Source organism: Mycobacterium sp. GA-2829, assembly GCF_001499965.1.
Classification (GTDB): domain Bacteria; phylum Actinomycetota; class Actinomycetes; order Mycobacteriales; family Mycobacteriaceae; genus Mycobacterium.
On sequence record NZ_LQIT01000026.1, the window covers coordinates 29,455 to 49,837 of the forward strand.

At 68.8% G+C, this 20,383-nt stretch carries 19 protein-coding genes; 3 read left to right on the forward strand and 16 right to left on the reverse strand.

All coding sequences use genetic code 11. The annotated features are described in order from the left end of the window. Positions 1-5 precede the first annotated feature (5 nt). The 3 genes from AU194_RS16790 to AU194_RS32225 all read left to right on the forward strand — a co-directional run bounded on the left by AU194_RS16790 (position 6) and on the right by AU194_RS32225 (position 1,979). Complete coding sequence (locus AU194_RS16790) at positions 6-833, forward strand: SDR family NAD(P)-dependent oxidoreductase (RefSeq protein ID WP_059090377.1); 828 nt, start codon at positions 6-8, stop codon at positions 831-833. Between the two features lie 40 nt (positions 834-873). Further along, positions 874-1,236, forward strand: a complete 363-nt coding sequence (locus AU194_RS16795; protein WP_059090378.1) for a WhiB family transcriptional regulator — start codon at positions 874-876, stop codon at positions 1,234-1,236. Between the two features lie 551 nt (positions 1,237-1,787). After that, positions 1,788-1,979 (forward strand): hypothetical protein, encoded by a 192-nt coding sequence (locus AU194_RS32225; RefSeq protein WP_197417642.1) that lies wholly within the window; start codon positions 1,788-1,790, stop codon positions 1,977-1,979. A 133-nt stretch (positions 1,980-2,112) separates the two neighbouring features. Here AU194_RS32225 and AU194_RS16805 read toward each other — a convergent pair whose 3' ends face one another. The 16 genes from AU194_RS16805 to AU194_RS16880 all read right to left on the reverse strand — a co-directional run bounded on the left by AU194_RS16805 (position 2,113) and on the right by AU194_RS16880 (position 20,271). Further along, complete coding sequence (locus AU194_RS16805; protein ID WP_059090380.1) at positions 2,113-3,486, reverse strand: APC family permease; 1,374 nt, start codon at positions 3,484-3,486, stop codon at positions 2,113-2,115. A gap of 586 nt (positions 3,487-4,072) precedes the next feature. Beyond that, positions 4,073-4,912: an LLM class flavin-dependent oxidoreductase gene (locus tag AU194_RS16810; protein ID WP_059090381.1), complete on the reverse strand. Its 840-nt coding sequence runs from the start codon at positions 4,910-4,912 to the stop codon at positions 4,073-4,075. A gap of 117 nt (positions 4,913-5,029) precedes the next feature. Beyond that, positions 5,030-6,244 (reverse strand): acyl-CoA dehydrogenase family protein, encoded by a 1,215-nt coding sequence (locus AU194_RS16815; protein ID WP_059090382.1) that lies wholly within the window; start codon positions 6,242-6,244, stop codon positions 5,030-5,032. Continuing rightward, on the reverse strand, positions 6,241-7,611 hold the full coding sequence (locus AU194_RS16820) for an LLM class flavin-dependent oxidoreductase (RefSeq protein WP_059090383.1): 1,371 nt from the start codon (positions 7,609-7,611) through the stop codon (positions 6,241-6,243). The genes AU194_RS16815 and AU194_RS16820 overlap by 4 nt, the downstream gene beginning before the upstream one ends. After that, positions 7,608-9,242, reverse strand: a complete 1,635-nt coding sequence (locus AU194_RS16825) for an ABC transporter ATP-binding protein (protein ID WP_059090384.1) — start codon at positions 9,240-9,242, stop codon at positions 7,608-7,610. Before AU194_RS16825 ends, AU194_RS16820 begins: the two co-directional genes overlap by 4 nt. After that, positions 9,239-10,093: an ABC transporter permease gene (locus AU194_RS16830; protein ID WP_059090385.1), complete on the reverse strand. Its 855-nt coding sequence runs from the start codon at positions 10,091-10,093 to the stop codon at positions 9,239-9,241. Before AU194_RS16830 ends, AU194_RS16825 begins: the two co-directional genes overlap by 4 nt. Then, positions 10,090-11,058: an ABC transporter permease gene (locus AU194_RS16835; protein ID WP_059090386.1), complete on the reverse strand. Its 969-nt coding sequence runs from the start codon at positions 11,056-11,058 to the stop codon at positions 10,090-10,092. Before AU194_RS16835 ends, AU194_RS16830 begins: the two co-directional genes overlap by 4 nt. Beyond that, entirely contained in the window at positions 11,055-12,719 is a 1,665-nt protein-coding gene (locus tag AU194_RS16840; RefSeq protein ID WP_059090387.1) for an ABC transporter substrate-binding protein, read from the reverse strand. Before AU194_RS16840 ends, AU194_RS16835 begins: the two co-directional genes overlap by 4 nt. Before the next feature lie 184 nt (positions 12,720-12,903). Further along, on the reverse strand, positions 12,904-13,983 hold the full coding sequence (mnmA, locus tag AU194_RS16845; protein WP_059090388.1) for a tRNA 2-thiouridine(34) synthase MnmA: 1,080 nt from the start codon (positions 13,981-13,983) through the stop codon (positions 12,904-12,906). After that, positions 13,983-15,176, reverse strand: coding sequence for a cysteine desulfurase family protein (locus AU194_RS16850; RefSeq protein WP_059090389.1), 1,194 nt, complete (start codon positions 15,174-15,176; stop codon positions 13,983-13,985). The genes mnmA and AU194_RS16850 overlap by 1 nt, the downstream gene beginning before the upstream one ends. Positions 15,177-15,224: 48 nt before the next feature. After that, positions 15,225-16,055, reverse strand: coding sequence for a 1-acyl-sn-glycerol-3-phosphate acyltransferase (locus AU194_RS16855; protein ID WP_059090390.1), 831 nt, complete (start codon positions 16,053-16,055; stop codon positions 15,225-15,227). After that, entirely contained in the window at positions 16,052-16,855 is an 804-nt protein-coding gene (locus AU194_RS16860; protein WP_059090421.1) for a GNAT family N-acetyltransferase, read from the reverse strand. The genes AU194_RS16855 and AU194_RS16860 overlap by 4 nt, the downstream gene beginning before the upstream one ends. 78 nt (positions 16,856-16,933) lie before the next feature. After that, positions 16,934-17,584 carry a nitroreductase gene (locus tag AU194_RS16865; protein ID WP_059090391.1) on the reverse strand — a complete coding sequence of 217 codons (651 nt, stop codon included), beginning with the start codon at positions 17,582-17,584 and terminating at the stop codon, positions 16,934-16,936. Positions 17,585-17,592: 8 nt separating this feature from the next. Continuing rightward, positions 17,593-18,354: an SDR family oxidoreductase gene (locus AU194_RS16870; protein WP_059090392.1), complete on the reverse strand. Its 762-nt coding sequence runs from the start codon at positions 18,352-18,354 to the stop codon at positions 17,593-17,595. A 118-nt stretch (positions 18,355-18,472) separates the two neighbouring features. After that, positions 18,473-19,429, reverse strand: a complete 957-nt coding sequence (locus AU194_RS16875; RefSeq protein ID WP_059090393.1) for an electron transfer flavoprotein subunit alpha/FixB family protein — start codon at positions 19,427-19,429, stop codon at positions 18,473-18,475. Positions 19,430-19,470: 41 nt separating this feature from the next. Then, on the reverse strand, positions 19,471-20,271 hold the full coding sequence (locus AU194_RS16880) for an electron transfer flavoprotein subunit beta/FixA family protein (protein WP_059090394.1): 801 nt from the start codon (positions 20,269-20,271) through the stop codon (positions 19,471-19,473). Positions 20,272-20,383: the final 112 nt, after the last annotated feature.

Consider the following 20,383-nt stretch of genomic DNA (forward strand, 5'->3'; position numbering starts at 1 on the left):
AGCACATGCCCACACACAGCAACGCCCAGTTAGCCGGCCGGACCGCCATCGTCACCGGCGCGGGTCGCGGCATCGGTGAATCCATCGCCGTCACGCTCGCCGACCGCGGCGCCGAGGTCATGGTGGTTGGTCGATCACTCGAACCGCTCAACGCCACCGTGGCGGCCATCGAAGCCAAGGGCGGGCAGGCATTCGCCGTGCCAGCCGACATCTCCACCTCGGCCGATGTCGCCGTCGCCGTCGAGGCCGCCATGCGGCGGTGGGGGCGCATCGATGTCCTCGTGAACAACGCCGCGATCTTCGACGAACCCCCGTTCTTCGATCTCGACGAGGAAACGTTCAGCACCACCTTCGGGATCAACGTGACCGGCACCTTTCTGCTGTCCCAGGCGGTGGCCCGCCACATGGCAGCGGCGGGCAAGGGATCGATCGTCCACATCTCCTCGATCGACGCCCTCGGCGCCGACGGGCCCTTCACCGCCTACACCGCCACCAAGGCGGCGGTGGTCAGCCTGGCCCGCACCATGACGATGGAACTGGCCCCCCTGGGCATCCGGGTCAACTGCGTGGCTCCGGGGTTCGTGAACACCGACATGGTGCACAAGACCTCGACACCGAACGTCTTGGATCACATGCTCAACGACTTCACCCGCGTTCCGATGCGCCGCCTCGTCGAGCCCGAGGAGATCGGCGCCGCGGTGGCGTTCTTGGCCTCCGACGACGCCTCGGCTATCACCGGGATCAACCTGGTCGTCGACGGCGGCCTGACCTCCAACCTGTTCGTCATGGAGACCCTGCCGGAACCGATGATCCCCCTGGGCGAGAACAGCTGACGTCCGTAGGGCTACGACGTGAACGCCAGTGTGATGTGGCATGACGCGCACCGATGACCGCCGTCTAAGCGCGGACACGGATGGCTCTGTCTGGCAGTTGGCGGCACGGTGCCGCGACGCCGACCACTCGCTGTTCTTCCACCCCGACGGGGAGCGCGGACATGCCCGCCGTCTCCGCGAGCAGCGCGCCAAACAGGTCTGCACCTCGTGCCCGGTGCTTGCGCAGTGCCGAACCTACTCGCTGGCGTTCGAGGAGCCGTTCGGTACCTGGGGCGGGCTCACCGAAGACGAACGCAGCGCGCTGCTGCCCGCGCGGGCGGCACGTATGAACACCCACAGCACGCGCGCCGGCCGCGCCACGCGCGAGCATCCGCGGGACAAAGAGGTCGCCGGCGAGCGCTGACCGTCCGGCGCGACCCGGGGCCGCGGTGGAGACCGGCGGAACAACGCGGACTTCGCGGAGTGCTACACGTGCATTGCACCGACGTCGACTTCGGCGGCGAAGCCGGGATCACCCTGCGGGGTCGGCTCGTGCTGCCGCACGGGGGCGGGGCTTCTGGAAGGCCACCTGTGGTCGATTCCGAACGAATCGGCCTCTGGGGCAGCACCCTTTGCCGCGCGGCCACGCGCTGGTCAGCGCGGCGACCGACCGGCGGGTCAAAGCCGCCGTCGCGCAGGTCCCCACGATCAACGGATACGAGCAGAGCCGACGCCTGGTGGCGCCCGAGCAGATTGCACGGTTAGGGACAGTTTCATCGCCGTCGACCGCCGGCGCCCCAGCCAGCACTGACCACTCCAACCCCGGGGTGTACCGCTCCCGCTACGCGCTGGAGTTCTACCTGCAGGCCCTACCGGGCTCGGCCCGATGGTACAACGCGGTGACCACGCGATCGACCCGCGCTACGCGAATGATGCTACGGAGGCAATGGGGTTCGCACCTCTCCCCCTCCCTTAGTGATGGTCATCGCCCTCGACGACAGCGTCACACTCACCGACACCGGCCTCCGGGCCTACGCGCAGGCGCTGCATCCGAAACGCCTGGTGACCTACACCGGCGGGCACTTCGACGCCTACGCCGCGCAGTTCGACGTGGCCATTACCGCGGCCCGCGAGTGGTTCCAGGAACATCTGGGCTACGCCGGGTAGGCCCTCGCCGCAACCGGCTCGACAATGGCTGCGCATCAGGTATGCCGAGCGGCGCGCTGACCACGATGACGAAGGCCGCACGCCCCGACTTGGTCGAGGGCGTGCGGCCTCCGTGGTCGCCTTCTGCGACCGGTCAGCCGACCTTCTGCCGGCCGATGCGGCTGAACGTCTCGGGACGCCGGGCGCGGTACACCGCTGCCAACACGAGGCCGGCGATGAACGTGCTCCACAGCGCGATCTGGAGACCCCACGCCTGCGCGGTCGAGCCACCGGTCATGGAGGTGAAGTTCGTCATCGCCAGATAGAGCACCGCTGCCATGCTGAACGCGCTAAGCGCCGGGGCGATGAACATGTGGAACACCCGCCGCTCGGTGATGTCGGAGCGCCGACGGAAGAAGACGAGTGCACTTACCCCGGTCAGGAACATCAACACCAGTACGGCGAAGCCTCCGGTGCCCGCGAGAGCCGAGTACATCACCAGCGGATCAGCCTGCGCGAGCGCCAGAGTGACGAGCGCGGTCAGCAGGACGGTAGTGACGACCATCGATGCGATGTAGGGCGAACCGTGCCGCGGGTGGACCCGGCCGAGCGTCCCGGGCAGGACGCGGTCGACGCCGAGCGAGTACGTGTAGCGGGCGAGGATGTTCTGTACGGAGAGCAGGCACGCGAAGATGGACGTGCACAACAGGACTCGCACCACGTCGGTGGCCCAGAGTCCCACGTACGAGTGAATCGCGTTCGGGAACATGCCCGAGTAATCCTCGATTGCCACGGTCTGCGCCTGGCTCGGGCCGTAGGCCACGATCAGCAGCCAGATGCTCGCCAGGTAGAGCACGCCGATCAGCAGAACCGCGCCGTAGGTCGCCCGCGGAACCGTCTTGTCGGGATCCTTTGTCTCTTCGCGGAAGATCGCCGTCGCCTCGAAACCGAGGAAGCAGGTGGCCGCGAAGAGCACGGCCAATCCCACATCGTCGGCGGCGAAGTTGCCCAGCGAAAAGGGTTCCAGTGACCGGCCTTCCGGGCCCCCGTTGATGAAGACCGCGCCGTCGAAGATCAGCGTGATCAAGATTTCACAGCCCATTACCACCGACAACACCTTGGCCGAGAGGTCGATGCGGAAGTAGCCGAGAACCCCCGCCGCGGCCACACACGAGATGGAGTAGACCCACCACGGGATAGTGGGGCCGTGGAAGGTCTCGCTCACCAGGCTTGCGGCGATCGTTCCGAAGAACGACACCGTGCCGACGGCCATCGCGACGTACCCGAACATGGCCAGGAAGCTGGAGCCCAAGCCGGCGTGCTTACCCAGACCGGCGGTGATGTAGGCGTAGAACGCGCCGGGATTGGGCAGATACCGGGTCATCGTCGTGTAGCCCACGGCGAATAACAGCAGCAACACGATGGCGATGCCGAAAGCGACTGGCGCACTGCGGTTATAACTGAGCACGAACACCGCGAACGCCGCCACGACCGTCAGGGGCGCGGAGAAGGCCAGAACAGTCAGCATCAACTCGAGAACACCGATACGGCCCTTCAGTGCCGGTGGCGCGCCGTCGGTCGCTGCGGGCTGTGACGGTATCCCTACCGGCGATGGAGCGTTCGCCTGTTCGGTCATGAATCGCCTCTCGTGTGGATGTGGTGATTGGTGCGGAGTAGTCCCACTTACAGGCCCCGGGGACGGGCGGTGAACATCCCGGTTCGGGTTACCTTTAGTTGAACAAAACTTCAAGCGGATCATGTCAGCGACTGCGGTGTCGTTCGACGTCGAGCGTAAGTGTGGAGAAGGTATTCAGTTTTCGCATGTGGAACACCGTCCAGAGTGATCCAGAACACTGAAAAGGAACTGTAGACGAGACTTAACTAACATTCAATAGCGGGGGCGGGGTCATTGGTGAAGTGGCCATCCGCGCGATCACTGCAGCGCCTCGGCCACAGGACGCACCTCCGAGGAAAGTACTGCCCATTGCAGGCAGGTCATCGGCAGGTGCGGGGTCCGGCGTCATCGTCGCCAGACGCGGGAAAGCTAAGGTGTACACACGCGTGGATCGCGTCGCGGCTGGGACGGGCGGCCCCGACCTGGGCGCCGGCCGGGGTCACTTCCGAAGATCGGCCGCCGCGGCCGCGCAGAGCCGCAATTGGTCGTCGGTGGGTGGCTGGTAGAACGACAGGACGACGTGGTGGCAGCCGAGCTCATTGAGTCGCGCCATGACTTTCAGCTGTCTGCTCACGTGGCCGTCGCGCTGGGGGTGGAGGAACAGCTGAACCGAGCGTCGGATGCTGGCCGAATCCCGACCCTCCTCCGCGCAGATCCGGTCGAGCATCGCGTTGGCACTAGACCATTCGTCCAGGCCGCCGTTCATGGGCATGTTCCACTCGTCGGCGTGCCGGGCCACGACCCGCAGCATCTTCGACAGCGCCGCCCCGACCATGATCGGCGGGTGGGGGTCCTGCAGGGGTTTCGGGTTGCACACCGCGTCCTCGAGGGTGAAGAACCGTCCGCGGTGGGTGACTGCGGATTCGGTCCACAGCCGGCGGATCACGGTGAGCGCTTCGTCGAGCATGGCGACTCGGTCACCGGGCCCGGGATAGACGAGCCCGTACGCGCGGTGCTCGGCGTCATGCCAGCCTGCGCCGATCCCGAACTCCAACCGCCCGCCACTGATGTGGTCGACGGTGACGGCCATGTTCGCCAGCACGGCGGGATGCCGGAAAGTCACGCTACTGACAATGCATCCGACCCGTGCGCGCTGGGTCACCGCGGCGAGCGCCGCCAGCGTCGTCCACCCTTCGAACGTGGGAACCGCGTCGTCGTCCAGGCCGTAGAAGTGGTCGTAATCGTAGATGCCGTGGAAGCCCAAATCCTCTGCCGACGCCCAGAATTGCCGCAAGATGTCGTAGCTGAAGGTGGGGGCGAGCTTCGCGGACACGTCCACGCCGGCAATCCTAACCGCCGTTCGTACGCCCGTACTCGAGCGGGCATTAACGCGAAACCGCATTCCCCGCTACCAAGCGCGAGCCTTGACGACAGGGAATGCGGTTTCGCGGAAACCTCAGAAGTAGCCGCTGCCCGGCAGCCGCGTCTGCCGCACGTAATACGCCCCCAGCGCCTGCGCCTTGTACGACGTCGGGTTGTGCGACGCCAGCGTGCGGATGTTGCGCCAGTGCCGGTCCAGCAGGTACGCCTGCCGCACCACCGACGCCCCGCCCACGTCGAAGATCTGCGACGCCGACTTCTGCGCCAGCCCGTCGATGACGATCTTGGCCGCGGCCGCCTGCCTCGACGCCTCATGCGCCAGATCCAGGCCCGGATCGGTGCCGGCCACGTCCGCGTCGAACGCCGCCGTCAGCGCATCGGCCGCCGCCAGCACCGTCACCTCCGACACGTACGCAGCCGCGGCGATCTCCCCGATCTCCCTCTGCAACAGTGGATCATCCGGCGCCGACGGCGTCGGCGCCCACGCGAAACTGCGCGGCCGCTGCAGCACATGCGCCACCGCATCGTCACGAAGCGCCTGCAGCACACCGGTTTCCAGCGCCGTCACGTACAGCTGGAAGAACGCCCCCGACAGGTACAGCGCCGGCGGTTCGGCGTCGGCGTCCGGCGGGGCGAACTGCAGCAACTCGTCGGCCGAGACCGCGACGTCGTCGAAGGTCGCCGTCCCGGTACCGGTGGCCCGCTGCCCCATCCCGTCCCAGTCGTCGAGCACCGTCACCCCGGCCCGGTCGGTCGGCACCAGCGCGACCACCGTCGCACCCTCCGGGTTGCTCGCCAACACCTCGGCGTAGTCGGCGTACAGCGTGCCGGTGGTGAAGAACTTCTTGCCGTTGAGGCGAAACCCGTCTCCCTCGGGGGTGAGCTTTGTCTGCCAGGTGAACCCGCCCGCCGGCGTCGACCCCAGTTCGGTCGACGCGTTGCCGACGATCTTGCCCGACAATGCCAGCTCGACAGCGCGCGCACGCTGGTCCCCGCCGAGGCGCAGCCGCTCCTCGACGTAGGCGAAATGCCCGCGCAGGATGTGCGCAACGTTGACGTCGGCGGCCGCCAGTGCGATCACCGTCGCGAACAGCTCGCGCAGCGTCGCTCCCCCGCCGCCGTCCTCGGTCGGTACCCGCAGCGCGCCGAGTCCCGCCTCGCGTACGAGATCGATTGCGGCGAAGGGCCTTTCACCGGTCTTTTCGCGGTCGAGTGCGCCCTCGCCGATCGCGGCGATCAGGTCGGACAACTGCGCCGAGCCGTAGGTCAGTGGTGCCGTCGAGGTGGTCATGCGTTGTCTCCTACCGTCTGGGGAATTCGGCGGTGCTGCGCCGCGCGGTGTGTTTCGGGAAGTCGGGGGCCGTGACCGAAGAGCTTGTCGCGCAGGGCGCCCTCGGCGTAGGACGTCTTGTACAGGCCTCGGCGCTGCAACTCGGGGATGACGTGGTCGATGAAGTCCACGAACGACCCGGGGGTGATGACGTTGGTGAGGTTGAAGCCGTCGACGTCGGTCTCCTCGACCCACGACTGCAGGTCATCGGCGACCTGGGTCGGCGAACCGACCGTGAACCCTCCCTCGGCGTCGATCGACTTGGCGTCGATGAAGTCCCGCAGCGTCCACTGCCCCTGCCCGAACATCTCCACCGACGACTTCAAGAACTCGTTGTCGGTGACCGCAACCGGATCGTCGAGGTCGAAACGGGACAGGTCGGTGCCGAGCCACCCCGACCACAGCGCCAGTGCGCCCTCGGGATCGGTGTAGCGCCGGAAATCCTCGTAGCGGGCCTTGGCCGCGTCCTCGGTCGCGCCTGTCACCACGATGTGGCCGTTGACGATCTTCACGTCATAGGGGTCGCGTCCGGCGGCTTCGGCGCGGGCGCGGATGTCGGCCACCGCCTCCTTGAGGATCTCCTTGGTCGGCGCGCCGATGAAGATGACCTCCGCGTTCTCCGCGCCGAACTGCCGTCCGCGGCTGGAGGCGCCTGCCTGGTAGAGCACCGGGGTGCGCTGCGGCGACGGTTCACACAGGTGGATGCCGGGCACCCGGAAGTACTTGCCGTCGTGGGCGATCGGATGCACCTTGGCCGGGTCGGCGTAGTGGTCGGGCGAGCCGCCGACCGCGTCGTCCTCCCACGACCCCTCCCACAGCTTGTACAGCACCTCGGTGTACTCGTCGGCGATGTCGTAACGCTGCGCGTGCGGGGTGATGGTGTCCAGGCCGTGGTTCTGCGCAGCGCTCTCCAGGTAGCCGGTGACGATGTTCCAGCCGATGCGCCCGTTGGTCAGGTGGTCGAGCGTGGACATCCGACGGGCGAACGAATACGGATGCTCGAACGACGTCGCCGCGGTGACACCGAACCCGAGATGCTCAGTGACCGCGGCCATCGCGGGCACCACCAGCAGCGGATCGTTGACCGGGACCTGCGCGCCGGAACGCAACGCCGCCTCCGGTCCCCCGCCGTAGACGTCGTAGATGCCGAGCACGTCGGCGATGAACAGCCCATCGAACAGCCCGCGCTCGAGCAGCTTCGCCAGGTCCATCCAGTAGTTGATGTCCTTGTACTGCGCCGCCCGCGATTCCGGATGCCGCCACGTCCCTGCGACGATGTGCGACACGCAGTTCATGTCGAACGCGTTGAGGATGATGTGACGGGTCATGCTCGGCCTTCCAGAACCGGCTCGGGAGCCGGGAGGCTCGCGAGCAGCTGTCGCGTGTAGGGGTCGCGCGGGTCTTCGAATATGTCTGCGGCCGTTCCGGATTCGACCACCTTGCCGTCCCGCATCACCAGCACGCGATCGGCGACGTGGTGGATGACGCCGAGATCGTGGGAGATGAACAGGTAACTCAGCCCGAGTTGCTCCTGCAGATCGGTCAGCAGATCGAGCACCTGCGCCTGGATGGTGACGTCGAGCGCCGAAACCGGTTCGTCGCAGACGATCAGCGACGGTTCCGGCGCCAGGGCACGGGCGATGGCCACGCGTTGGCGCTGTCCCCCGGACAGCAGCAGCGGACGACGGTCCAGATGCTCGGCGCCCAGCCCTACGTCGTCGAGCAACTCCTGCACCCGGGCCGCCCGCGCCGCGTCGGTCGTGTACGTCTCGCGTGGCAGGGCGTCGGCGATGATCCGCCGGACCGTCCAACGCGGATCGAAGGAGCTCAGCGGATCCTGGTACACCACCGCGATCCGGCGGCGGCGGGCCCGGCGCTGCGCCTCCGGCAGGGCGCTCCACGCCTCGCCGAACAGGCGCACCGCACCCGAATCGGGTTCGGTCAGCGCGAGCGCCATCCGCGCCGTTGTGGTCTTCCCCGAGCCGGATTCCCCGACGATGCCGAGGGTTTCGCCGACGCCGATCTGGAACGAGACGTCGGACACCGCGGTCCGCTCGACGCCGTCGGGCCCGCGGAACCGCTTCACCAGATTGTCGGCCTGCAGCAGGATGCCGTCCGTGGGGGTGTCGGCGTGCCGGGTGGCGTGCACGGTGCGCGGCGGTTGCGCCGACAGTCGCGTGCCCCTGCGGTGCGCGGCGGGCACCGCGTCGAGCAGGGTGCGGGTGTAGGGATGCGACGGCGCCGCCAGCACCTCGGCGACCGGGCCCTGTTCGACGAGCAGGCCGTTGCGCATCACCGCGACCCGATCGGCCAGCCGGCTCACCACGGCGAGGTCGTGGCTGATCAGGATGAGCCCGGTGCCCTTGTCCTTCATGGCCGCGAGCAGGTCCAGGATCTGCGCCTGGACGGTGACGTCGAGCGCGGTGGTGGGTTCGTCGGCGATCACCAGCGGCGGGTCGAGCGCGATCGCGGAGGCGATCAGGGCGCGTTGGCGTTGGCCACCGGACAGTTCACCGGGCAGTTGGTGGGCCTTGTACTCCGGTTCGGGAACCCCGACCGCGGTCAGCAGTTCCAGTACCCGCGTGCGGCGCGCGGTGCGGTTACCGAACTTGTGCAGCCGCAACGTCTCCGCGATCTCGTCGCCCACTCTGCGCAGCGGGTCCAGCGACACCAGCGCGTCCTGCAGGACGAAACCGACCTCGCGCCCCCGGATCCGCCGCCAGTCGCGGTCCCTGTTGCCGAGCAGCGACGTCCCGTTGAGCTCCAGCCTCGTCGCATCGACGTGTGCGCCCGCGCCGGTCAGGCCCAGCAGGGTGCGTGCGGTGACGCTCTTGCCGGAGCCGGATTCGCCGACGATGGCGAAGCATTCGCCCGGGGCGACGTCGAACGACACCCCGCGCACCACCTCGGTGCCACCGAAGCCGACCGTGAGGTCCTCGACACGGAGCAGCTCACTCATGACAGTCTTCCTTCGAGTCGTTGCTGCAGGTACCGGCCGACCACCGTGACGGCCAGGGTGCAGCCGACGATCGCCAGGCCGGGGAACAGCTCCAACCACCATGCGGTGGAGACGAAGTCGCGGCCGGCGTTGAGCATGGCGCCCCACTCCGGCGCCGGTGGTGCGACACCGAGCCCCAGGAAGCTCAGCGAGGACGCCCAGACAATCGACTGCCCGACACCCATGGTGCCGAGCACCACCAGCGGTCGCATCGCGTTGGGGAACACGTGCTGGGTGATGATCCTGCGCCGGGAGTGGCCGAGAGCCGTTGCGGCGCTGACGTATCCGGAGTCCTTGACCGCGATCACCTGACCGCGCACCATCCGGGCGTAGCCGACGGCCGAGCCGATCGCCACCGCCAGGATCTGGGTCACCACACCGGGGCCGAACATCGCAATGAACAGCAGCGCGAGCAGCAGCCCCGGAATCGACAGCACCACCTCGATGAACCGGCTGATGGCGCCGTCGGCGAATCGGCCACCCAGCCCCGCGGCGAAGCCGAGGATGATCGCGGCGGCCAGGGCGAGCGCTGTCGCGCCGACGCCGATCGCCAGCGAACTCTGGGTGCCGTACACCACACGGGTGAAGATGTCCCGGCCCGAGGCGTCGGTGCCGAACCAGTGCGCAGGCGACGGTGGCCGCAAGGGGTTCTCGATATCGGTGTCATAGGCGGTGCTGCTGGTGAACGCACCGGGGGCGACGGCCCAGGCCAGCATCACCACCAGGTACGCCGCGGCAAGGGCGACCGCGGGCCGGAACCGGCGCCTGCTCGTGGTGACCGATGTGACCGATGGGGTCAACGCGATGGTCATCGGGCCCTCCGCAGTCGCGGGTCGACCCGGACGAAACCGAGGTCCACCAACAGGTTGGCCAGCACGTAGATCGCGGCGACGAACAGCGTCACCCCGATCACCACCGGCATGTCCTTCGACGTCACCGCGTCGACCAGCACGCGGCCCAGACCCGGCCGCACGAACACGGATTCGACGATCACCGCCGTCGAGAACAGCGAACCCAGCGCCCACCCCGACAGCGTCAGACCGGGCAGGATCGCGTGCCGCAGCGCGTGGCGCCAGCGCACTCCCCAATCGCTCATGCCGCGGGCGCGGGCGGACACCGCGAACGGCTGCTCCATCGCCGAGGAGAACTCGTCACGGGTGACCTGACCCAGGTATCCGGCCAACGGCAGCGCCAGCGTCAGCGCGGGCAGCACCAGGCCGACGGGACCGTCCCCGCCGATCACCGGCAACAGCCGCAACTGGATCGCGAACACCACCAAAAGGACGATGCCCAACCAGTACTGGGGCAGCGCGGCCAGGAAGATCTCCACACCCGAGCCGATACCGCCGAGCCAGCGGCTGCGGTGCGCGGTCAACAAGGTCACCGTCACCGCGATCACCCAGGCCGCAATCAGCGAGACCAGCGTCAGCGTCAGGGTGGGTCCGAGATGGTGGCCGATCACCTCGGCGACAGGCTGTTTGAGGATGTAGGACGTACCGAGGTCACCGCGCAGCAGCCCGTCCAGGAAGTGCAGGTACTGCACGATCGCCGGGTCGTTGAACCCGTACTGCTCACGGATGGCGGCCAATTGCTCCGGGGTGGGACGGGCACCCGCGCCGCCGAGGATGGTCTGCGCGGGATTGCCCGGCATCAGCTGCTGGGCGATGAACGTCACCGTGGCCGCACCCCACAGCACGCCGACGACGCCGGTGATGCGAACCAGCGCCCGCCGCAACCCGATCGGGGTGCGGCGGGCGGCCGGTACTGCCAGGCTCACGGGGCCAGCCAGGCGTCGTGCAGCACGGGCTCACCCTCGGATGGTTCGATCCAGACGTCCTGCAGTTTCTTCTTGGCGACCAACCGGGTGAGCACCGGATACAGCCCCAACTGGTAGGCCTGTTCAGCGACGATATCCTGCGTCTCGCCGTAAAGACGTTGCTGCTCAGCGGTATCCGTGGTGGCGGCCGCAGCGCGCACGAGTTCATCGATCTTCGGGTTCTCGACCCAGCTCATGTTGTTGCCCGGGGCGGCCTTGAGCGAATCGGTCGAGTAGACGATCGACAGCACCGCCGGGGTGGGACTGTTCCAGTAGGCGCCGGTCAGCCCGTCGTAGGCGTTCTTGTCGGAAAACGCCGCGAAGTACTGATCCTGCGGCAGCGGTTTGAGGACGACGTCGAAGCCGATCTCCTTCTCCGCGGCCTGGATGTTCTGGAACAGCGTCACATCCGCGGGCGGGGTGTCGCCCGTGTCGGCCGAGTAGACCAGTTCTGCGGTCAGTCGCTTACCGTCCTTGGTGCGGAAGCCGTCGGCGTCGCGCTGGGTCCAGCCCGCCTCGTCGAGAAGCGCGTTGGCCTTGTCCTTGTCGTAGGAGTAGAAGCCGCGCAGGTCCTTCTTGAAGTACGGGGTGGTCGAGGAGACCGGACCGGGTTCCCATTCGTAGACGCCGAGATAGGCGCTCTTGACGGCGGCCTCGGCGTTGGAGCCGTGGATGAACGCCTGGCGCACCTTGGTGTCGTCGAACGGGGCGCGAGAGGTGTTCAGCGCGATGCCGTTCGGCAGACCGGTGTGGGTGAACTCCTGCGTCACCAGGTTGGGATCGGCCTTGAGCGGGGCGACCTGCTGGGGCGGCGGGTTGAAGATGATGTCGGCGTCGCGGCCCTGCACCGCGGCGGCCCGCACCGACCCGTCCTCGATGAACTTCCAGCTGACGTGGTCGAGATAGGCCGGCCCCTGGTGTTTGGCGTCGGCGGGTGCGGAGTTGTAGTCGGGGTTGCGATCGAGCTCGACGCTCTGGCCGCGGTTCCACACCTTGACGATGAACGGTCCGGTGCCCACCGGCGACTGGCAGTTCTCCTCCAGCCCGCGGGCCATGGCCTTGGGCGACTGGATGCCGAAGAACGCCTGTGAAAGCACCGGCAGCAGAGCCGAATACGGGCTCTTGAGCTTCAGCTCGAACGTCGACGGGTCGACCGCGCGGGAACTCTCGTAGTACGGGCGCAGGTAGCCGGCGTCGGTGGCCGACTCGGTGGCCGGATCGAGGATGTGCACGAAGTTGGCGTGCACGGCCTCGGCGTCGAGCGGGGTACCGTCGTGGAACTTCACGCCCTGCTTGATCTCGAAGGTGTAGGTCAGCCCGTCGGGTGAGATCTCCCACGAGTCGGCCAGCCAGGGCACCACCGAACCGTCGGGCTTCTCCGAGACCAGGCTGTCCAGGTACTGGCGCGCGACGTAGGTCTGCGGCATGTCGCCGAAGTTGTGCGGGTCCAGGCAGGTCGGCTCGCGGTCGGTGGCGTAGACGATCGAACCGCCGCTGACAGGCGGGCCGGAGGGCGCCGACGACGAGGAGCTGTCAGATCCGCCACCGCACGCGGTCAGGGTGAGCGCGGTGGTGAACGTCACTGCGGGCAGGAGAAAGCGGGCAGCGCTGGGGGCAGGCATCGAGGAGGTGGTTCTTTCGGTCGAATGCGCGCTCTCCAGGGTCGGCGGCGCATCGTTGAACTAGGGCTCGGTCACCATGCCGGAGGTCCATCGGTTGCGAAAGCGATGAAATCGCAGCGATTTTATTGACGGCCGGGGTGAATCAGCGCAACCGCGCGCGTGTACACCGGCCGTGTGCGAAAACCTAGCGCCCGTCGGCCGCGCTGATCGTCGCGCTGGCCAAAACTTCGTCGCCCTCGGGGTCGGGTCGGTAGATCGCCAGCGTCTGCCCCGGCGCCACCCCGCGCAGCGGCTCCCGCAGCGCGACCGTGAGCTCACCGTCGTCGTACGACGCAACCGCATCGGCGAGCCCACCGTGCGCCCGCACCTGCACCTGGCATTCGACGGGGCCGGGAAACGCCTCACCGGAGGTGAACACCGGCCGCTGACCGGTCAGCGTCCACACCTCGAGATCCTCTGCGCGCCCCACCTGTACGGTTCCGGTGGCCGCGTCGATGCCGGTGACATAGCGCGGCTGACCATCCGGACCGGGCCCGGCGATGCCGAGACCCTTGCGCTGGCCGATCGTAAAACCGTGCACACCATCGTGGTCGGCGAGTTTGGTGCCGCCCGCGTCGACCACCGCACCCGGACGCACCCCGATCTTCGCGCCGAGGAACGCCCGGGTGTCCCCCGACGGGATGAAGCAGATGTCATGGCTGTCCGGCTTGTCCGCGACGGCGAGCCCACGCTCGGCGGCCTCCGCGCGGATCTGCGCCTTCGGGGTGTCGCCGATCGGGAACACCGCGTGGCGCAGCTGTTCGGCGGTCAGCACCGCGAGCACGTAGGACTGGTCCTTGTCGTGATCGACCGCACGCCGTAGCCGGCCGTCGGACAGTCGCGCGTAGTGGCCGGTCGCCAGCGCGTCGAAGCCGAGTGCCAGCGCGCGTCCGGCCAGCGCGGAGAACTTGATCTTCTCGTTGCACCGCACACACGGATTCGGCGTCTCACCGCGTTCGTAGGACGCGACGAAGTCGTCGATCACGTCCTCTTTGAACTTGTCCGCGAAATCCCACACGTAGAACGGGATGTCGAGGACATCGGCGACGCGGCGGGCATCCCCCGCGTCCTCCTTCGAACAGCACCCGCGCGATCCGGTGCGCAGGGTGCCCGGCGTCGCGGACAACGCCAGGTGCACCCCGACGACGTCATGTCCGGCGTCGACCATGCGCGCGGCGGCGACCGAGGAGTCGACGCCGCCGCTCATCGCAACGAGTACACGCATCAGTCAGTCACCCCCGACGCCGCCAGCGCCGCCTGCCGGGCGCGCGCCACGGCCGCGGGCAGCACCTCCAGCACCGCATCGACGTCGGCGTCGGTGCTCGTATGGCCCAGCGACAGCCGCAGCGATCCCCGCGCGCTGGCGGGTTCGGCGCCCATCGCGATCAGCACGTGCGACGGCTGCGCCACCCCGGCGGTACACGCCGACCCGGTCGAACACTCGATTCCCTTGGCGTCCAACAACATCAGCAGCGAATCGCCCTCGCAGCCGCGAAACGTGAAGTGCGCGTTGCCCGGTAGCCGGTGCGCCCGCGACCCGTTGGCGTAGGCGTCGTCGATCGCGGACAGCACGCCGGCGATCAACCGGTCGCGCAGCGCGGACACCCGCGCGCGATAGGCCTCCAGCCCGTCAATCGCGACGCGGGCCGCGGCCGCCATCGCCACCGCACCGGCGACGTCGGCGGTGCCGGAGCGCACGTCGCGTTCCTGGCCGCCGCCGTGCAGCAGCGGCACGCAGGCGGTGTCGCGGCGCAGCAGCAGGGCGCCGATGCCGGTGGGTCCCCCGAACTTGTGGGCCGTCACGCTCATCGCCGACAACCCGCTGGCTCCGAAGTCGACGGGGAGCTGGCCGACGGCCTGCACCGCATCGCTGTGCATCGGCACACCGAACTCGGCGGCGACGGCGGACAGCTCCGCGATCGGCTGGACGGTGCCGACCTCGTTGTTGGCCCACATGACCGACACCAGGGCCACGTCGTCGTGGGCGGCCAGCACCTCGCGCAGCGCGGCGGGGTTCACCGAGCCCTCGGCGTCCACGGGCAGCCAGGTCACCTCGGCGCCCTCGTGGTCGACCAGCCACTCCACCGCGTCGAGGACGGCGTGGTGCTCGATCGGGGTGGTGACGATCCGGTTCCGTCGCGGTTCGGCGTCGCGCCGGGCCCAGTAGATGCCCTTGACCGCGAGGTTGTCGCTCTCGGTGCCGCCCGCGCAGAAGATGATCTCCGAGGGGCGGGCGCCCAACAGGCCGGCCAGCGTCTCGCGGGCCTCCTCCATCCGGCGGCGGGCCAACCGCCCCGCCCCGTGCAGCGACGATGCGTTGCCGACGGTGGTCAGCACAGCCGTCATCGCCTCGATGGCGGCGGGGTGCATCGGGGTGGTCGCGGCGTGGTCGAGGTAGACCGACTTCGACGAGGTCATGGCCCGTCCAGAATAGCCGCCGACCGCCCGTCGACCGCTTTCGCCGGGTCAGGCGGCCAGCGCGTGCGCGGTGACGGGCGCGCGCCGGGCACCGCGAACCGCCGTCTCGCACCGGGCGGCCAGGTCGCGGCGGTCCTGGCCGGGCAGCTGCAACGACTCGACGTCGATGTGGCAGACGGTGCGCCGGGCGGTCATCACCCGCCGCACCGAGGCGAGCAGGGAGTCGTCCCCGACGAACGCGGGCACCGTCGACAACCGCCCGTCCCGGTGACGGTAAGCCAGCCGCAACGGCTGGACCGGGCGGGCGGCGTCGACCGCGGCCTGGAACATCGCCGGACGGAAGCGCCCGTACCCGAGCCCGCACCACGTGGTGCCCTCCGGGAACGCGACGACGGTGTGGCCGGCGCGCAACCGGGCGGCGACGGCGGCGACGACCGCGGGCAGCAGGCGCAGGCTGCCGCGGTCGATCGGGATGACCTTCATGAGCCGGACGACGGGGCCGAGCGCGGGCCAGTCGACGAGGTCGGCTCGCGCCACGAACGAGCCGGGCAGCACCGCACCGATCGCGAAGATGTCCAGCCACGACACGTGACCGCAGACCACGAGCACACCGCGGAGGTTGCGAACCGGGCCGCCGGACAACCGGATTCGCACCCCGAAGCTGCGCAGCACCAGGCGGCAGTACATCCGCTGCACATGCCTGCGGCCGGGCAGCGGCAGCGCCAACAGCCACACGAACGCGATGAGTATGACCGCCGCACACACCCGCGCCGCGGTGCGCACCGCCACCCACCACCGGTGTCCGGCGTCCGCGGTGCGGACGCAACCGGCGTCGCAGGTCGCGCGTTGCAACCAGGGGTGTTCGCTGGCCAGCGTCATGACGCCACCCCGCGCAGCCGGCGCAGGTAGCGGACGTCGGCCCGCCGCTTGTCGAGCAACGCGGGGAAATCGCCGACGCCGAAGTCCGGGTCGTGGGCCGGTTCGCCGCACACCTGGGCGCCCAGCCGCAGATAGCCGCGCATGAGCGGCGGCACCGTCACCCGGGCCGGCGGCACGATCTCGTCGAGGGTGCGGCCGTCGACGACGACGGGTCGGTACGGGTGGACGGTGTGGTGCGCGGGGGCTGCGTGGCGGCGCCGCACGAAGTCGCGGACACCGCGGAGTCGGGTGCCGTCGGGTTCACCGCCCTCGCCCGCGACGGGAACCGAGACGCAGCCGGTGACATAGTCGTATCCGCATCGGTCGAGGTAGGCGAGGATGCCCGCCCACATGAGCAGGACGACGGCGCCGTTGCGGTGGTCGGGGCGCACCACGGCGCGGCCCATTTCCACCAGCGACGGCCGCAGCGGATCGAGTGCTCGGACGTCGAACTCGGTGGCGGTGTAGAGGCCGCCCGCGGCGGCGGCGCCGGGCGGCGGCAGCATCCGGTAGCAGCCGACGAGGTCGCCGGTCACCTCCTCGCGGACCAGCAGGTGGTCGCAGAATTCGTCGAAGCGGTCGGCGTCCCTCCCGTCGGGGGCGCCGGTCAGCGCGAATCCGGGTTCGGCGGTGAACACGTCGTGGCGTAACCGCTGGGCGGCGTCGATGGCGTCGGGATCGGTCGTCAGGAGCAGCGAATACCGCGGGATGTCCGCGGTGCGCGGCTGGTCGGCGGGGATGAGAACAGAGGCGGTGCTCATGTCGAGCACCGTCGCGCAGCCGGTCAGCGGGGCGGCAAGCATCACGTGACGTGTGCGTGCACGCTCGGTGACGACTTGTCAGTTCTCCCGGAACACGACGTTGGCCGCGACCGGGTTGCGCGGGGTGTGCAGATGGTTGGCGGCGAAGTCGTCGTCGGGGTAGCCGATCGCCAGCCCGCACAGCACGGTCATCGCGTCCGGGATCTCCAGCTGTTCGCGCACGACGTCGGCGAAGTGGGCGATCGACACCTGCGCACAGCTGCCGAGACCTCGTTCCACCAGGGCGAGCATGAGGGTCTGCAGGAACATCCCGACGGCCATGCTGTCGACCGCGCCGAGGTCGCGGTGCACGCACACCACCCCCGCGACCGGCGCGCGGAAGAACTCCCAGTTGCGCAGCTGCGCGGTTCGCCGCGCCTCCCGGTCCTCGCGGGCGATCCCCATCGCGCCGTAGACCATCGCCCCCACCTCGCGGCGCAGGTCCGCATAGCTCTCGGGCAGCCCCACCGTCTCGGGATAGCCGCGCGTCGCCTGGGCCAGGAGCGCCTCCACCAGGCGGTCGCGACGCGGGCCGGAGCTCAGGTACACCCGCCACGGCTGGATGTTCGAATTCGACGGTGCGCGCATGGCCAGTTCCAGCGCCTCGGTCAGCACTTCCCGCGGAACCGGCTTGTCACGCAGGAACATCCGGATCGACCGACGGTCCCGCACCACCTCCTCCAGGGTCATGGCGCGACTCATCGCTGCGCCAACCAGTCGGCGAACCGCGTCGGGGCGATCACCGCACCGTCGCCGGTGACCAGGCTGGTGTCGTCGACCGGGGTGCCGAAGTACCGCGCCTGCGGATCGACGACCACCGGCATGTCGGCGCCGCGTGCCGCCAGCACCGCGCGGGCCAGGTCGGCGAACGGCAGCTTCTCCGGTCCGCCGGCGTCGACCACCCCGTTGACGGGCGCGGCGACGGCGGCGCGCACCACCTCGGCGGCGACCTCGTCGGCGGCGATCGGCTGGATGCGCGCATCGGGCGCGCGGACCTCGCCGCCGACGACGAGCGAATCGGTGATCATCTCCGCGAACTCGTGGAACTGGGTGGCGCGCACGATCGTGTACGGCAGGCCCGACCCGGCCACCGCCTTCTCCTGCGCGACTTTGGCTCGCATGTAACCGCTTTCGGGCAGCCCGTCCGCGCCGACGATCGACAGCACCACGTAGTGGCCGATACCTGCCGCCCGCCCGGCCGCCACCAGATTCGCCGACGACCGGCCGAAGAAGCCCATCACCGGGCCGTCCTCGAACGACGGCGAATTGGTGACGTCGACGAGCACGCCGGCGCCGTCCAGCGCCTCGGCCAGCCCGTCGCCGGTCAGCACGTCGGCACCCTTGCTGCGCGACGCCGCGACGACGTCGTATCCCCCGTCACGAAGCAGGTCGACGACCTTGGCGCCGATCTGACCGGTGGCGCCCATGACGGTGATCCTGCGATTCTCTGACTCACTCATTCCTTCAGCGTCGCACCGGAAACCGGTCTGGGAACCCTGGAAAGTCCGTAGTCCTCCACAACGCACAGAACCCCGGCACCGTGGGGTGCCGGGGTTCTGGTTACAGCGTTGCGGGGTCTCAGCCCTTGCGCGCCTTGACCGCCTCGGTGAGCTGCGGGGTCACCTTGAACAGGTCGCCGACGATGCCGAGATCGGAGATCTCGAAGATCGGGGCTTCCTCGTCCTTGTTCACCGCGATGATCGTCTTGGAGGTCTGCATACCGGCGCGGTGCTGGATCGCCCCGGAGATGCCCAGCGCGATGTACAGCTGCGGCGACACGGTCTTACCGGTCTGGCCGACCTGGAACTGACCCGGGTAGTAGCCCGAGTCGACCGCCGCACGCGACGCACCGACGGCACCACCGAGCGCGTCGGCGAGCTCCTCGACGACGCCGAAGTTCTCGGCACTGCCGACACCACGACCGCCGGAGACGACCACGGTGGCTTCGGTGAGCTCCGGACGGTCGCCGGCCACGGCGGGCTCGCGCTTGGTGATCTTGGTGGCGTTCTCGGCCTGGGCCGGGACCTCGACGTTGACGACCTCACCGGCGCCGTCGGCGGGCTCGGCGTCGATCGCACCGGCACGGACGGTGATCACCGGGGTGTCACCGGTGACCTCGGCCTCGACGGTGTAGGCACCACCGAAGATCGAGTGCGTGGCCTTGCCACCCTCGGCGACGGCGATGACGTCGGTCAGGATGCCGGAGCCGATACGGGCGGCGAGGCGGCCGCCGATCTCCTTGCCGTCCGCGGAGGCGGCCAGCAGCACTCCGGCGGGGCTGTTCTCCTCGGCCAGCGCGGCGAGCACGTCGACCTGCGGAGTGACGAGGAAGTTCTCCGCGTCCTCGGATTCGGCGACGTAGATCTTGGCCGCGCCTGCGGCCTTGAGGCCGTCGACCAGCGGTTCGGCGGTGCCCGGCTTGCCCACCACGACGGCAGACGGCTCACCCAGGGTGCGAGCGGCGGTGATCAGCTCGCTGGTGACCTTCTTCAGTGCACCTTCGGCGTGCTCGACGAGCACGAGTACTTCAGCCATTGGTATGTCTCTCGTTTCTCAAGTCCTGGGGGAATGATTTGCTAGATGATCTTCTGAGCGACCAGGTACTCGGCGACCTTCTTGCCGCCTTCGCCTTCGTCGGTGACCTTCTCGCCCGCGGTCTTCGGGGGCTTCGGGGTCGACGTGAGCACCTTGGAGCCGGCGTTGGCGACACCGACCTCATCGGACTCGACACCGATCTCGGCCAGCGTCAGCGTCGTGACTTCCTTCTTCTTGGCGGCCATGATGCCCTTGAAGGACGGGAAGCGCGGCTCGTTGATCTTCTCGTTCACGCTGACCACGGCGGGCAACGGAGCCTCGAGGGTGAACACACCGTCGTCGGTCTCGCGCTCGCCGGAGACCTTGCCGTCGGCGACGGTCAGCTTGCGCATGTGGGTCAGCTGCGGCAGGCCCAGGTACTCGGCGATGATCGCCGGCACGGCCCCGCCTGCGCCGTCGGTGGCCTCGTTACCGGCGATGACGAGCTCGGTACCCTCGATGGCACCCAACGCGCGGGCCAGCGCCCACCCGGTCTGCACCATGTCGGAGCCGTGCATGCCCTCGTCGACCAGGTGCACGGCCTTGTCGGCACCCATCGACAGCGCCTTGCGGATCGCCTCGGTGGCGCGCTCCGGGCCCGCGGTCAGCACGGTCACGCTGCCCTCGACGCCGTTGGCGGCTTCCTTCTCCTTGATGAGCAGAGCCTCTTCGACCGCGCGCTCGTTGATCTCGTCGAGCACGGCGTCGGCGGCTTCCCGGTCGAGCGTCCAGTCGCCCTCGGAGAGCTTGCGCTCGGACCAGGTGTCTGGGACCTGTTTGATCAGGACCACGATGTTCGTCATGAGATGGTTCGTCCTCCTCGATGAGGCCGGCCGGCGGTCGGCCCGTTACCACGTTTGTGAAGCTGACACCATGTTACTCGTCAGTAACTACAGGTGGTTCGCAGGAACACCA